Raw genomic sequence first — 13,437 nt, 5'->3', positions numbered from 1 at the left:
TATTTACCAAAATATTGATTATAAAATTTTGAAACATGTGTTTTGATGAGTAAATATACCTATGAACCTTACATAATCTACATGGCATGGAGATGAGCTGCGGTTGGCAATCATAAAGAAGAGATTGGGAGACTTGCTGGTAGAGAACGGAATTATATCCGAGGAACAGCTTCAGGAGGCGCTGGTAGACCAGCGTAATACCAAACGCAAATTAGGTGACCTGCTGATTTCTCAAGGGTACATTACCGAACAGCAGTTAATCGAGGTATTGGAATTTCAACTGGGTATCCCGCATGTCAGTCTGCATAAATATCATATCGATCCGGCGATAACACAGATTATTCCGGAAAGTATGGCCAAGCGGTATCAGGTACTCCCTTTCTTGAAGGAGGGGGGGAAGCTGATGGTGGCGATGGCAGATCCGCTGGATTATTTTGCAATTGAAGACTTGCGGATGAGTACGGGATTCCGGATTGAGCCGGCCATTTCTACCAGAGACGAATTGCAGCGCGCTATTGCCCGGCACTACGGTATGCGCGATTCCATGAACCAGATGCTGATTGAGCTGCCGACGCAGGAAGAGATTACAGAGACGGAAATTACGGATGAGGATTCGCCGATTGTCCGGCTTGTTAATCAGATGATTCAACAGGCGGTTCAATTGCGGGCGTCCGATATTCATGTTGATCCGGGCGAGAATAACCTGCTCATCCGTTACCGGATTGATGGAACGCTTCGCACCGAGCGGCTGATTCCCAAGCAGATGCAGGGATTTATTACAGCCAGACTCAAAATCATGGCGCGCCTGAACATAGCGGAACGCCGCCTTCCCCAGGATGGCCGGATCAAAATGCAATTCGACTATAAGATGATCGACATTCGGGTGTCGTCATTGCCAACGATGCACGGGGAGAAAATTGTACTGCGGCTGCTGGATCTCAGTACCGGAATAAAGGCAGTGGATACGCTGGGATTCAGCGAAGGAAATGCGGCAGCGTTCAAGGAAATGATTGGCCGTCCGTATGGCATCATGCTCATTACAGGACCTACCGGCAGCGGAAAGACAACAACGCTGTATTCGGCGCTCAGCCAGTTGAATCAGGAGAATGTCAACATTATCACGGTTGAAGATCCTGTGGAGTATCAGCTCGAAGGGATTAATCAGGTGCATGTTAATCCGGCCATTGGACTTACGTTCGCAGCAGGATTACGCTCTATTCTCCGTCAAGACCCCAATATTGTTATGGTAGGGGAAATCCGGGATACCGAGACGGCCGAAATTGCGGTACGGGCTTCGCTGACAGGGCATTTGGTACTTTCAACACTACATACTAACGATGCTGTAAGCAGCATCTCCCGGCTGCGCGATATGGGTGTCGAGCCCTACCTGATTGCCTCGTCATTGATCGGTGTCGTTGCCCAGCGGCTGGTGCGCAAAATTTGCACGGACTGTAAGGAGACCTATAAGCCGTCCCAGCAGGAAGCGATTATGCTGGAGCGTTACGGACTCCGGACAGATATCCTTCACCGGGGGAGCGGCTGTGGAAGCTGTAACTCTACAGGCTTCCGGGGCAGGCTTGCCATTCATGAAGTGTTGACTATCGATGACCATATACGTCAATTGATTACGGACGCCGCTTCTGTGGAAGAACTGCGTTCAGCTGCAAAAGTACGCGGCCTGGTCCAACTGATGGAGGACGGCTTACTTAAGGTAGCGCAAGGGGTGACAACCCTGCAGGAAGTGCTGCGGGAGACGGTAACCCATTAATGATAAGGAGGAGACAATAGTGCCGGTTACAGCCAGAACAATTAGACAGCTTTTGCACTTGGCGTATTCCTCCCGGGCGTCTGATTTGCATATCTCCGTAGGCTCACCTCCCGTGCTGCGGATTGACGGCAGGCTTGAGAACGTGGAGGGGACATGTATTGGTCCAGGTGAAGCTGAACAGATGGCCCTAGACCTGCTGGGCCCCGAGCGGGAATCCGGGTTCCGTGCAGCGGGTGAGCATGACTTCGCCTACCCGCTGGAAGGCGGAGTCCGGTTCCGCGTGAACGTGTACCGCCAGCGAGGAGGCATCAGTATTGCTGCCCGCAGTATTCCGGCTGACATTCCGACCCTGGAGAGGCTGGCGCTGCCGCCGATTCTATCATCGCTGGCACTTAAGCCGCAGGGGCTGATTCTGGTAACAGGCCCGACAGGGAGCGGCAAGTCCTCTACATTAGCGGCAATGATCCATCATATGAACAGCAGTGAACGGAAACATATTGTTACGCTGGAAGATCCGATTGAATTTTTACATAGCCATGGGACCTGCATTATCGATCAGAGAGAGATTGGAAGCGACACGGCCAGCTTTCCAACCGGCTTAAGGGCGGCGCTCCGGCAAGATCCCGATGTGATCCTTCTTGGAGAATTGCGCGACTTGGAGACGATATCGGCAGCGGTAACCGCAGCTGAAACCGGACATCTAGTCATGGCAACCCTGCATACCTCAGACGCACCGCAGACGATTGACCGGATAATCGATGCATTTCCTGGACATCAGCAGAACCAAATCCGCTTGCAGCTGGCTTCTGTATTGCTGGCAGTAGTCTCCCAGCGCCTGTTCCCCCGCTCTCAAGGTCAGGGGCGAATCAGTGCAACTGAGATTCTGATTAATACGCCCGCAGTCGGTAATATGATACGGAGCGAGAAGACACATCAGATTAAGAATATCATGCAGACTGGTAAGGCCCAGGGGATGCATACGCTGGAGATGAACATCCGTGAGTGTCTGGCCAAGGGGCTAATTGAGCCAGCGGCAGCTAAAATCTATCTTGCAGGGGTGAGTTCCGATGCCTCAATTTGAATATCAGGTCAAGACTCCGGCGGGCAAACCACTCAAAGGTAAGCTTACGGCACAAGATAAGTCCATTGCCATGGAGGAACTCCGCAAGCGGGGGCTTACTGTATTCTCACTGAATGAGCAGAAAAACTCTATCCTGTCGATGGAGATTTATATCGGCAATCCAGTGAAAACCATTCATTTCATTATTTACTGCCGCCAGTTCGCCACGTTAATCCGGGCAGGTGTATCTATCGTGGATGCGACCCGGATCCTGGCGGAGCAGACAGACAGTAAGCCGCTGGACAAAGCGCTACAGGACGTTAACTCGAGTCTTCTGCGGGGGATCGCTTTCTCACAAGCCATACAGGATCACAAAAAGATATTCCCGCATTTGTTCGTGAGTATGGTACGGGCGGGTGAGGAGACCGGGGACCTTGAGGGAACTCTGGAACGGCTGGCGATGTATTTCGAGAAGCAGCATACCACCACTGAGAAAATTAAATCTGCGCTGATGTATCCGATCACGGTTGGTGTTATGGCTGTGGCAGCCGTTATCTATCTGCTGTGGGCTATCGTTCCGCAGTTCGTAACTATGTTCGAGTCGATGAATGCAGAGCTTCCGGCTATTACCAAGATGGTACTTGTGCTTAGTAAGAGTATACAAGGGCAATGGTATTTTTGGCTGATCGGTCTGATTGTGATCATAGTAGCCTTTCAGATAACGAAGCGTACAGAGAAGGGGGCCTATGCATTGGATTACGCCAAGCTAAAGGTGCCTGTGTTCGGGAAGCTTAATCAGAAGGGCTCTATTGCGCAGTTCACCAGAACCTTCTCCTCGCTGTATGCCAGTTCAGTGCCGATCCTGCAATCGCTGGCAATTGTTGAAGAAATTGCGGGCAACAAGGTGATTGGAAAGTACATACGCAGCGCAGGGGACTCACTCAGACAAGGAAAGCCTCTGTCAGAACCTTTGAAAAAAGCCTGGGTCTTTCCGCCGCTGGTTACACAGATGATCGCCATAGGTGAAGAGACCGGGGCACTCGATCAGATGTTGTCCAAGATAGCAGATTTCTATGAGATGGATGTGGAAAACACTGTTGACCGGCTGAAGTCTTTGCTTGAGCCGTTATTGATAGCTTTCCTGGCGGGAGTAGTCGGTGTGATCGTAGCAGCCATTATGCTGCCAATGTTCAGTATCTACAGCAATATGTGATGAAATGACTTTGAGAGGGGTGACGCCGGGCGGGGGCAGATAGCTTTCGTACTGACGAATGCAGATATAACGAACAAACACCTCAGAGCATCTAACGCAAGCAATCATCTACAACTTCATTATTATATTTTAGGAGGAAATCAAATGTTGGCAAATGCGATCAAGAAGAGATTGAGCAAAGAGGAAGGCCAGAAGGGCTTTACGCTGATTGAATTATTGGCGGTTATCGTTATTCTGGGGATTATCGCTGTTATTGCGATTCCGTTGATCGGGAATATTATTTCGGATACAAAAAAAGACTCTGACGTAGCTACAGCCCGCCAAATTTATGATGCGGCGAGACTATATATCGCCGGTGAAAAAGATGGTAAGTTCGTTGATACTACTACACCTGTAAGTGTTACTATTGCTGAAATGCAGAGGGAGGGGTATTTGGATACTGACTTGAGTCTTCCAAGTTCAAAGGCTACTATTCAGGGTGGTATTGTTATTTTCACTAACCAAGGCCAGTTATCTTCAGTACAAATAGCGCCAAAGCCGCTTGGCTCTGCACCAGAAACAAGTATTACAATTGATACAGGTAAAACAGAAGCTGGAGGTAGCTACAAAGCTTCGGAGGTTCTAAAGTCAAGTCCAGCTACACCGACACCAGTAACAAAACCTTAAAGATTATTTGATTAATCCACGTAATTCCACTCATTTTTCAAGGAATCGGATCATTCCGGTTCCTTTTTTACAAATCACATTACACAAAAGGAACGGACTATGACCATCGTTATCGCTGTTTATATCATGTTGCTCGGGCTAATATTAGGCTCCTTCTATAACGTTGTTGCTCTGCGTGTGCCAGCGGGAGAATCGCTCAATCATCCTCCCTCACACTGCACGGGTTGTGGAACGCGCCTGAAGCCGCGGGATTTGGTGCCGGTACTCAGCTGGCTTGCCAGTGGTGGTAAATGCAGGCATTGCGGTGCTAAAGTATCGATGCTGTACCCGATAGGAGAGATTGCGACTGGACTGCTGTTCTTGTGGTCCTATCTGGAGTTCGGCGTAACCGTTAGAGGTGTAACGGCGATTGTATTGTCGAGTTTGGCTGTTATTGTGACGGTGGCTGATCTCAAATATATGCTGATACCGAACAAAGTACTGCTATTTTTCACACCCTTCCTGCTAGTGCTCACTCTATTGAATGTTGAAGGACCGGTATGGTTATTCTTTCTGGGTGCTGCTGTTGGCGGAGCGGTCATTCTACCCTTTGCCTGGTTCGGGGGAATGGGCATGGGAGATTGTAAGCTGTTCGCATTGCTGGGACTGGTCATAGGGTTCCCTAATGTGCTGCTTGCCTTCTTCGGAGCATGTCTGCTAGGTACGCTGGTTGGCGGTTCACTGCAATTAGCGGGTATCGTTGAGCGCGGGCAGCCCGTTCCCTTTGGTCCTTGGCTTGCTCTAGGAGCATTACTTGCTTACGGTTACGGTTCAGAGATTATCGGCGGGTATCTCTCGCTTATTCATTAGGAGGCTTAAGGCTTATGCTTGGACTTCAGAACCCGGTGGCCGGTCTTGCGATTGAGCAGACGGGCATCCGCTATATCAGCTTTAAGAACAAAAAGTCATGGGAAGTACGCAAGAAGCGTTACCTTCCGCTCCCGCCAGGATTAATTGTTGAGAATCAGGTAGCCGATAGTGAAGCTCTCCTGGAAACTGTCAAGCACTGGGTGAAGGCTGAGAGGCTGCGCGGGAGCCGGGTCTCGCTGTCAATTCCGCCATCCCAGATCATCATCCGTAAGATGAGTATTCCCAGCACGAATCCGAAGCAAGTAGAGCAGCTTGTGAAGCTGGAAGTGGAGACGGGAATGCATCTGCCCTTTGAAAGCCCTGTTTATGATTATGTCACGATGGATGTGGATGAGGAGAACAGCCATCTCCTGGTGTTTGCTGCCCCCCGCAAGCCCATTCAAGATTATATTGATGTGCTTGAAGGAGCGGGGTTGCGCGTAGGTACGGTGGAGATTGCGGCAACTGCACTTGCCCGTAGCTTGACGGTTGGCCGGAAGGCGGAGTTCGAGGATACGATGCTGATTAACATCGAACAGAATGTTCTTGATGTATATATGTTTCGCAGCGGTAATCCGGTGTTTATCCGAACGATCAATCAAATGGATCTGAACAGTGGAGTACAGCCCTCTATACAAGCTGGAATTGACTATGTCAGGGAAGCTGCGGCTACGTCATCCAGTCTAGCCGGTGGTTTACTTGCGCCTGGGCGGATGCTGGAGATCACCGCTGAAATATCGCGCATGCTGAACTTCTATCAATATAGTCTTCATGACGGGAGTACGAGAATTCAAACTGTCCTAATTACAGGTCCGCTAGAGATTCGCAACCAGCTGCTTGAGGAATTGCAGCAATCCTTGACGGAGCTGGAAGTATCTACGATTGGACTGGAGGATGTCGCGGGTGACAGTGCTCCTGATCCAGAGCTGAATGATTATCGTGTAGCTGCCGGTGCAGCTCTTCAGGATAGTAATATCCTTGCCGTTAATCTGCTGCCGCGCGAGGACCGGGAGGCTGTACTATTCCCGTATGTTGCTGTCGCTCTTGTAGGAGTATGGCTGATCGGTGCGATTGGAGTCGGCATATTCTTTGCATCGAATAAAGGGCAGATCGCAGAGAACGAGCAACAAATCCAAGGTGCCCAGGACCGCTCTCTCATGCTTCAAAGCGAGCTTGCCAAGATAAATGGAAATTCCGGGACTCTGAACAGAAAGGCTGCAGTGGATGAGCTCCTCACCTATAGGACGAGCATCGTGCCTGTATTGAATGAGTTATCTTCGGGTTTGCCGCAGGGCAGCTTGCTGCGAAGTATAAACTATACGTATCATGATTCTATCGATCTCACATTAAGGGTGCCAAGTATGGAAGCTTCCTCTATTTTTTTGGCCAATTTGCGCAAAATGTCTTTCTCTAAGGGAGCCGAAATTCAGAAGCTGACTGAAGGGGATAACACTATACAGTCCGGGGCAGTCTCCGCATCCGGTACATATACTGCGGTGTATCATGTGAGCTTACTCAAAGCGAAGACTGATGGTATAACAGGTGGAACGGACCGTCCGGCAGCGGCAGGAGAGGAGGATAGCAGTGGAACAAATTAATAAATACAGGTCCCCTATTACACTAGGCGTGCTAACCCTGTTCTTGCTGTTGTTCGCATTCTTCATGCTTGGTTTGCAGCCCGCCAGCCGAGCCGTCAAGGATCAGGAATCCCAGCTCAGCCAGTTGAATGAACAGAATAGTCTGCTTGAGCGCAAGATCGATGAACGAAAGAATGACACCTCTCAGCAAGCTGAAGAGGCTGCATTGCTCACCCAGCTTCCGAAAGGGGACAACAGTGAACGCATGATTCTGGATCTCCGCTCTATCGGATCTGTATCCGGGGCGAAGCTGAGGGATGTCAGTTTCAGCATAGGCCAAGAGAATCCGATCCAGACGATGACAGGTTCGGGGACGGTAGTTTACCCCACTGTCAAGCCGCTCGCTATGACGGCTGTAGTCGAAGGGGATTATTCAAGTATCAGTAATTGGCTGCTTGCGCTGCAACAGCTGCCCCGTGTGGTAAATGTCGATACATTAACCTACCAGCTATCCTCGGACGGTGGCGGCGCAGGAGGTTCTTCAAAAATTATAACGGCGAATGTTTCGTTTACAGCCTTTTTTGAAAATGCCAGTGATCCTGAAGGTGAAGATCAGGCACTTGCTGCCGGGAATTCCACTCCGGTATCCATAAGCGGAAATTAATAACAGTGAATAACTATAGAGCTCTGCTGCTTCTTAACGAAGGGCAGAGTTTTTTTACGCTTTTCCCCCATTATCCGTTTACACCCCGGGGTGGTTTGGGTATTACAGCTTACGGGCTATCGTAAGTTATATAGTACTTATCGCAGCAGTGTAGGGAGAAGCATCCCTCCAACTAGCAAACAGGAATACGAGGAGGCGTTCAATTTTGAACAAAAAATGGATGATCGGTTCACTGGCATTATCACTGGGTCTTGTCTCTGCAGGGGGCGGAGCGCTTGCGGCTTCACCGGTGGCAAGCATTGAGGGAGTTAGAACGGTTGCGGCGTTGGCACCGGGCAAGGAAGGGCCGGCTACCATTAACAATCTCACGGAACGGAGCGTTGTTCCGCTGGTGGTTCATGCCAAGAAGCTGTATACGTATGCAAGCCGGGGAGGCAATGTATTCAGCCCGGAGCTGTTCACTTATAAAGCGCAGGAGTATCGCTATCTGTCCGGTGATCTGAGCACGAAGCAGCAGCTGATGAGCTATATCAAGAAGGGATTCACGCATAATGCGGCGGCCTTCTATGCACAGACACAGTTCCTGGAGCATGAGGGCAGAATGGCGCAGGTTAATGCCGATCTGGGCAATTCGCTGGATTTCAGCAGAGCCACTGCACGGATGGTCTCGAAGAATGCCCAGGCGGCAGTGTTTGAGCTGACTGTACCTGCCGAGGGGGCGAACGGGTCTTCCGAAGTGGTAACGGTGAAGCTGAAGAAGGTTAGCGGCTACTGGAGAATTGATATGTCGCCGGATACTCTGTTCTAAGCAACGGCTTCAGGCTCCGTCCAGCGCATCATCATTAACGGCTGTGCCCACCTTGTTACAAGGAGGGCACAGCCGTTTCTGCTTGCTATACACACTGCTAAGGGTTCAGGGAACCGGATGTTAACGCTCCTTCACTCCGTCCTCGACGAGCTGCCGGCGCGGCGATTCAGGCTGGGCGGATTTGCTCATCCCGCCGCGGTTGATGGCGATGACACGTTTCTGGGCGTAGTAGATGTCGCGGGAGAGCTGCTTTCGCTCCGCCGCTTTACCGTCTACATAGCGGGTGATATAAGTTTCAACTACATAGCCGGTTTTACCGGCAAGCAGTACCCTGGTTCCGCCCTTGGGGAGTGAGGCATCGTTCACATATTTGTCCGTGGGGGGCAGCACTTGGGCGGTTCTGGATTCAATGGAATAGGTGACGTTCTTCGGAAATGTGCCGAACAGCTTGATGGTCAGCGTGCGCCCCTGGACTTCGGATTTGATGATCAGATACTTGCCGGTGTTGTTGCGGAAGCGGAAATTGATATAACCCTCGGCAAAAGTGGCATCCTGTCCCTTGGGCAGATAGCTCACCGGGAGGGAATGATTGCGCCGTTCTACGATCTCCAGCCCGGAGCGGAGCGCCACGTTGTACAGGGTGCTGGAGACCTGGCAGATCCCTCCGCCTGTGCCGGGCTGGAGCTTGCCGTTCACAATAACCGGGGCTTCGCGGAAGCCGTATTCGGTCTGGGCCTTCTGGATCGCCTTGCCGTAATCAAAAACCGCATTGGGCGGCAGCACCGTGCCGTTGACAGCTTTGGCGGCAGCCTCCACATTATAGCTGCGCCCGGGGCCGCTGGCCCCGAGGGAGGTGCTGAACTGGGCGATTTTGCGTTCGATACCCTGATCCTTGAGCGCCTGTAGCGTAATCTTCGGCTGCTTGACGGCAAGAGGGATCTCCAGCTGAATGTGCTTATCCTGAAGCTCGCCTGCAGCGGCAATCCGGGTAGGTACCGCCGCTTGCACCGCAGTCACCAGCGCCTGCCAGTCCACTTCATAGGAGGAGGTGCCCGGCGTATATACGACACGGTCATCCGGGGTGATCCGCCGGACAGCATCGACCGGAACGCCGAAGGATTCTTGTTCCCATGCGGGATTCAAGAGGCTCCGGAGCTGTGCAGTCTGCAGCTGAATCTCCATATTCCAGCGGCCGGGCCAGGTGCGCCGGGCTTGTACGCGCTCCATCAGCGTGCCGTCTGTCAGCGTCTTCAGTGCCTGGAGGAATTCTCCGGCTTCATAGGTCACACCGGCCTGGTGAAGGGTAAGCTGTAGCCCTGCATTGTTCTTGGCCTTCAGCACGAGCGGAGTGGCTTCCAGCGCCTGAAGCCTTGAATGGATTCCGGCCTCTACGGCAGCAATGTTCATTCCGCCAACCTCCCAGCCTGCGATAGCGGTGTTTGCGGGCAGAGTGGGCTGCGTGCCGTATAGATGAAGCCCTCCGGCAGCCAGCGAACCGGCCAGCATCAGACCGAATCCCGCGATGAGAGCGGCGTGTATTTTTTTCATAGGCAATCTCTCCTTCTATGGGGCGAAACCTGATGTTTTTATGTATATGTAAGGAATCGGTAAAACTTTCGGGTACTCAAGGGGTTATGGATTTGTTACAATAGATACGCCTGCGGTAATCATGCAGTATATGGAAGCTCCCCCGGCCCGGTGGCCGGCGGAAGATGTCAGAATCGGGAAGTGAGAAAATGATCGAGATGCAGGATGTATGGAAGACCTATGCTAACGGGACCCATGCATTGCAAGGAATATCCGTCAAAATCGACCGGAATGAGTTCGTTTATATTGTCGGACCGTCCGGCGCAGGTAAATCAACGTTCATGAAATTAATTTATAGAGAAGAAACCCCAACCAAAGGACAGATCTCGGTCGGCGGGTTCAATATCGGCAAGCTGAAGCCCCGCAAGATCCCGTATGTGCGCCGCAATATCGGCGTGGTCTTTCAGGATTTCCGGCTGCTGCCGAGGCTGACGGCGTATGAGAATGTGGCTTTTGCGATGGAGGTTATTGAGGCGCCGAAGAAGATTATCAAGAAGCGTGTGAACGAAGTGCTGGATCTGGTGGGACTGCGCAGCAAGGCGGGGCGTGAGCCCTCACAGCTCTCAGGGGGAGAGCAGCAGCGGATCGCGATTGCCAGAGCCATAGTGAACAACCCTTCCGTTATTATTGCGGACGAGCCTACCGGCAATCTGGACCCGGAGACCTCATGGGGCATTATGCAGCTGCTGGATGAAATTAATTTTCGCGGCACCACGATCGTTATGGCAACCCACAACCGGGATATTGTGAACAAAATGCGCAAACGGGTGCTAGCCATTGAGAACGGAACGATCGTCAGAGACCAATTGAGAGGGGAATACGGTTATGAGTTTTAAAACCTTCTTGCGGCATGTGCGGGAAGGCTTCAAAAACGTATTCCGCAACGGCTGGATGTCGGTGGCGTCCATCACTTCCATCGTTGTCTCTCTCTTCGTACTCGGAGTGTTCATCCTGCTGGTGCTCAACGTCAATCAAATCGCGGACCAAGCAGACAGCCAGGTGCAGATCAATGTGCATCTGACGCTGAATACGGACCAGAAGATGCGGGAGAAGCTGGAAAACGAAATCGGCGCTATGCCGGAAGTCAGCAAGGTGGAGTTCGTCTCCAAAGAACAGGGCTTGAAGGAATTCCGTGAAGATATGGGGCCGGATGCCGCCGAGCTCCTGGAAGGATTCGATGAAGATAATAATCCGCTGCCGGACAAGCTGCTTGTCGAGGTGATTCAGCCGACCACAGTTCCGTTCGTAGCAGAGAAGATAGAAGCACTGAACAAGACGCATGAAGAGCAGCCGATCTACAAGGTGAACTATGGCAAAGGCTCCGTAGAGACTTTATTCAAGGTGACCAAGGCTGTGCGGAATATCGGGTTTGTTTTTGTAGCAGGCCTGGCGCTGATGTCCATGTTCCTGATCTCGAATACCATCCGGGTAACGATTCTGGCCCGCCGCAAGGAAATCGGCATTATGAAGCTCGTGGGAGCGACGAATTATTTCATCCGCTGGCCCTTCTTCATCGAAGGCGCCCTGATCGGGTTGATCGGCTCACTGGTAACCTCGGGTGCGCTCTACGCCGGTTACAGCAGTCTGGTGGCTTCCGTGAAGGGAGATCCGATGCTGGGGCTGAAGCTGATTCCGTTTGCGGATATCTGGGTGCTGCTATGCGGGCTGCTGGTGGGCCTGGGGGTACTGATTGGCGTATGGGGAAGCACCGTGTCAATCCGTAAGTTCTTGAAGGTATAGTTATCTATTATTCACATTTGAACAAAGGACGGGGAGTGCAAGTTGAAAAGAATAGCTGCCGGAATGGCCGTAATATTGCTGGCTGTCACAATGTTCGGACCCTCTGACGGATATGCGAAGAAAACAAGTGTTGCCGAGATTGATAAGCAGCTGAAGCAGCTGAAGCAGGAGGTTCAGGCGGCCAAGGCGGCGCAGGAGAAGGCGGACTCCCGTAATCAGGAGGCGAAGCACTATAAGAATAAGACCACGCTGAATCTGGATTATGTACTGGGGCAGATTGCACAGGTGAAGGGTGAGATGACCACGATATCCGGCAAAATTGCCAGCACGGAGCAGTCGCTTACCGTGACGGCAACGGAGCTGGATGAGGCCGAGGCGCGTGTAGCCTCCCGCGAAAAGCTGCTGGAATCCCGTGTCCGTCTGATGTACACGGATGGCGCAGTCTCCTATCTGGATGTGCTGCTGTCCTCGACCAGCTTCTCCGACTTCCTGGACCGGGCCGACTCCCTGAAGATGATCGTGGATCAGGATCAGGATCTGCTGGTGCAGCATAAGCTGGACAAGCAGACGGTGATTGTGAAGAAGCAGGAGCTGGAAGGGCAATATGCAACGGCGAAGCAGCTGTATACCGATCTGGAAGCCCAGCGCAGTATGCTGAAGGAGAAGGAGGCGGAGAAGCAGGAGCTCATCGCGTACTACGATGAGGAGATTCAGAATTCGGAGGTCCTCTCCGCCGAACAGGATGCCAAGCTGGTAGAGCTCGCCAGCAGCCGCTCTGCGCTGGAAGCGCAGAAGGACAAGCTCAAGGCCGAGGAGGCGGCGCGCAGAGCGGCAGCAGCGAAGGCTGAGGCGCAGCGCAGGGCGGCATTAGCCGCAGCCAAGGCGGCCGAAGCTGCCAAGAACGCGAAGGCCGCAAGGTCTGCGGGCGGCGACAGCTCCTCCGTTGCGAGCGCAGAAGAATATTCCGGTGGAGATGGCCCTTACCTGCGGCCGGTGGGCTACGCGCGGATCTCCTCTCCTTTTGGCTACCGGACCCATCCGGTGACGCATGAGGTCGGCAAGCTGCATACCGGTGTGGACTTTGCAGTGCCGCAGGGTACGAGTATTCATGCGGCGGATTCCGGTACCGTTATAGTAGCAGAGTGGTACAGCGGTTACGGATACTGTGTCATTATCGATCATGGCGGCGGAGTATGGACGCTGTATGGACATATACGCGAGGGAGGCATCAAGGTGAGCCAGGGACAACGGGTGGAGCGCGGGCAGAAGATTGCCGAATCCGGGTCTACCGGACGTTCAACCGGCCCGCATCTGCATTTTGAAGTGCGGATCAATGGGACACCGGTGAATCCTATGCCTTATCTGTAAGTGGACACAGCGGATAAATTGCAAGTTTGGCTGATCGAATAAATATATTTTCATGCTGCGGCATATACTGGAAGAGATGCCGTTTCTCATGGAACGGT

12 protein-coding genes are annotated in these 13,437 nt (G+C 52.2%); 11 read left to right on the top strand and 1 reads right to left on the bottom strand.

The features are described 5' to 3' along the window. Positions 1-103: 103 nt before the first annotated feature. The 8 genes from MHH28_RS19700 to MHH28_RS19665 all read left to right on the top strand — a co-directional run bounded on the left by MHH28_RS19700 (position 104) and on the right by MHH28_RS19665 (position 8,644). A complete protein-coding gene (locus MHH28_RS19700) occupies positions 104-1,768 on the top strand; it encodes a GspE/PulE family protein (RefSeq protein WP_405104742.1) in 1,665 nt (554 codons plus the stop codon). 19 nt (positions 1,769-1,787) lie between these two features. Then, positions 1,788-2,849 (top strand): type IV pilus twitching motility protein PilT, encoded by a 1,062-nt coding sequence (locus MHH28_RS19695; RefSeq protein ID WP_405104740.1) that lies wholly within the window; start codon positions 1,788-1,790, stop codon positions 2,847-2,849. After that, positions 2,836-4,041, top strand: coding sequence for a type II secretion system F family protein (locus MHH28_RS19690; protein ID WP_405104738.1), 1,206 nt, complete (start codon positions 2,836-2,838; stop codon positions 4,039-4,041). The genes MHH28_RS19695 and MHH28_RS19690 overlap by 14 nt, the downstream gene beginning before the upstream one ends. Positions 4,042-4,185: 144 nt before the next feature. Then, a complete protein-coding gene (locus MHH28_RS19685) occupies positions 4,186-4,707 on the top strand; it encodes a type II secretion system protein (RefSeq protein WP_405104736.1) in 522 nt (173 codons plus the stop codon). A gap of 99 nt (positions 4,708-4,806) precedes the next feature. Continuing rightward, positions 4,807-5,556, top strand: coding sequence for a prepilin peptidase (locus MHH28_RS19680; RefSeq protein ID WP_405104734.1), 750 nt, complete (start codon positions 4,807-4,809; stop codon positions 5,554-5,556). Positions 5,557-5,570: 14 nt separating this feature from the next. After that, positions 5,571-7,193 (top strand): pilus assembly protein PilM, encoded by a 1,623-nt coding sequence (gene pilM / locus MHH28_RS19675; RefSeq protein WP_405104732.1) that lies wholly within the window; start codon positions 5,571-5,573, stop codon positions 7,191-7,193. Beyond that, the gene (pilO, locus tag MHH28_RS19670; protein ID WP_405104730.1) at positions 7,180-7,836 is read left to right on the top strand and encodes a type 4a pilus biogenesis protein PilO; all 657 of its coding nucleotides are present in this window, start codon (positions 7,180-7,182) and stop codon (positions 7,834-7,836) included. The genes pilM and pilO overlap by 14 nt, the downstream gene beginning before the upstream one ends. Before the next feature lie 205 nt (positions 7,837-8,041). Then, positions 8,042-8,644, top strand: coding sequence for a DL-endopeptidase inhibitor IseA family protein (locus MHH28_RS19665; RefSeq protein WP_405104728.1), 603 nt, complete (start codon positions 8,042-8,044; stop codon positions 8,642-8,644). A 120-nt stretch (positions 8,645-8,764) separates the two neighbouring features. On the opposite strand, the gene MHH28_RS19660 is transcribed toward MHH28_RS19665, so the two are convergent. Beyond that, positions 8,765-10,192, bottom strand: a complete 1,428-nt coding sequence (locus MHH28_RS19660) for a VanW family protein (protein WP_405104726.1) — start codon at positions 10,190-10,192, stop codon at positions 8,765-8,767. 188 nt (positions 10,193-10,380) lie between these two features. On the opposite strand from MHH28_RS19660, the gene ftsE reads away from it, so the two are divergent. Genes ftsE through MHH28_RS19645 form a run of 3 tightly spaced genes read left to right on the top strand, consistent with a single transcriptional unit; the run spans position 10,381 to position 13,339 of the window. Beyond that, positions 10,381-11,067, top strand: a complete 687-nt coding sequence (gene ftsE, locus MHH28_RS19655) for a cell division ATP-binding protein FtsE (protein ID WP_405104724.1) — start codon at positions 10,381-10,383, stop codon at positions 11,065-11,067. Next, positions 11,057-11,971 carry a permease-like cell division protein FtsX gene (gene ftsX / locus MHH28_RS19650; protein ID WP_405104722.1) on the top strand — a complete coding sequence of 305 codons (915 nt, stop codon included), beginning with the start codon at positions 11,057-11,059 and terminating at the stop codon, positions 11,969-11,971. The genes ftsE and ftsX overlap by 11 nt, the downstream gene beginning before the upstream one ends. A gap of 42 nt (positions 11,972-12,013) precedes the next feature. Continuing rightward, positions 12,014-13,339 (top strand): murein hydrolase activator EnvC family protein, encoded by a 1,326-nt coding sequence (locus MHH28_RS19645; RefSeq protein ID WP_405104720.1) that lies wholly within the window; start codon positions 12,014-12,016, stop codon positions 13,337-13,339. The last annotated feature ends 98 nt before the right edge of the window (positions 13,340-13,437 follow it).

Origin of the sequence: Paenibacillus sp. FSL K6-1217 (assembly GCF_045040735.1) — a bacterium.
GTDB lineage: Bacteria > Bacillota > Bacilli > Paenibacillales > Paenibacillaceae > Paenibacillus_AQ.
The sequence above is the reverse complement of the archived record's forward strand: the minus strand, read 5'-3'. Positions and strand labels throughout refer to the sequence as shown.

Excerpts from the sequence above, each read along its gene's own strand:
- MHH28_RS19690 (WP_405104738.1), top strand. The coding sequence starts at position 2,836 with ATGCCTCAATTTGAATATCAGGTCAAGACTCCGGCGGGCAAACCACTC.
- MHH28_RS19685 (WP_405104736.1), top strand. The coding sequence starts at position 4,186 with ATGTTGGCAAATGCGATCAAGAAGAGATTGAGCAAAGAGGAAGGCCAG.
- MHH28_RS19680 (WP_405104734.1), top strand. The coding sequence starts at position 4,807 with ATGACCATCGTTATCGCTGTTTATATCATGTTGCTCGGGCTAATATTA.
- pilM (WP_405104732.1), top strand. The coding sequence starts at position 5,571 with ATGCTTGGACTTCAGAACCCGGTGGCCGGTCTTGCGATTGAGCAGACG.
- MHH28_RS19660 (WP_405104726.1), bottom strand. The coding sequence starts at position 10,192 with ATGAAAAAAATACACGCCGCTCTCATCGCGGGATTCGGTCTGATGCTG.
- ftsE (WP_405104724.1), top strand. The coding sequence starts at position 10,381 with ATGATCGAGATGCAGGATGTATGGAAGACCTATGCTAACGGGACCCAT.
- ftsX (WP_405104722.1), top strand. The coding sequence starts at position 11,057 with ATGAGTTTTAAAACCTTCTTGCGGCATGTGCGGGAAGGCTTCAAAAAC.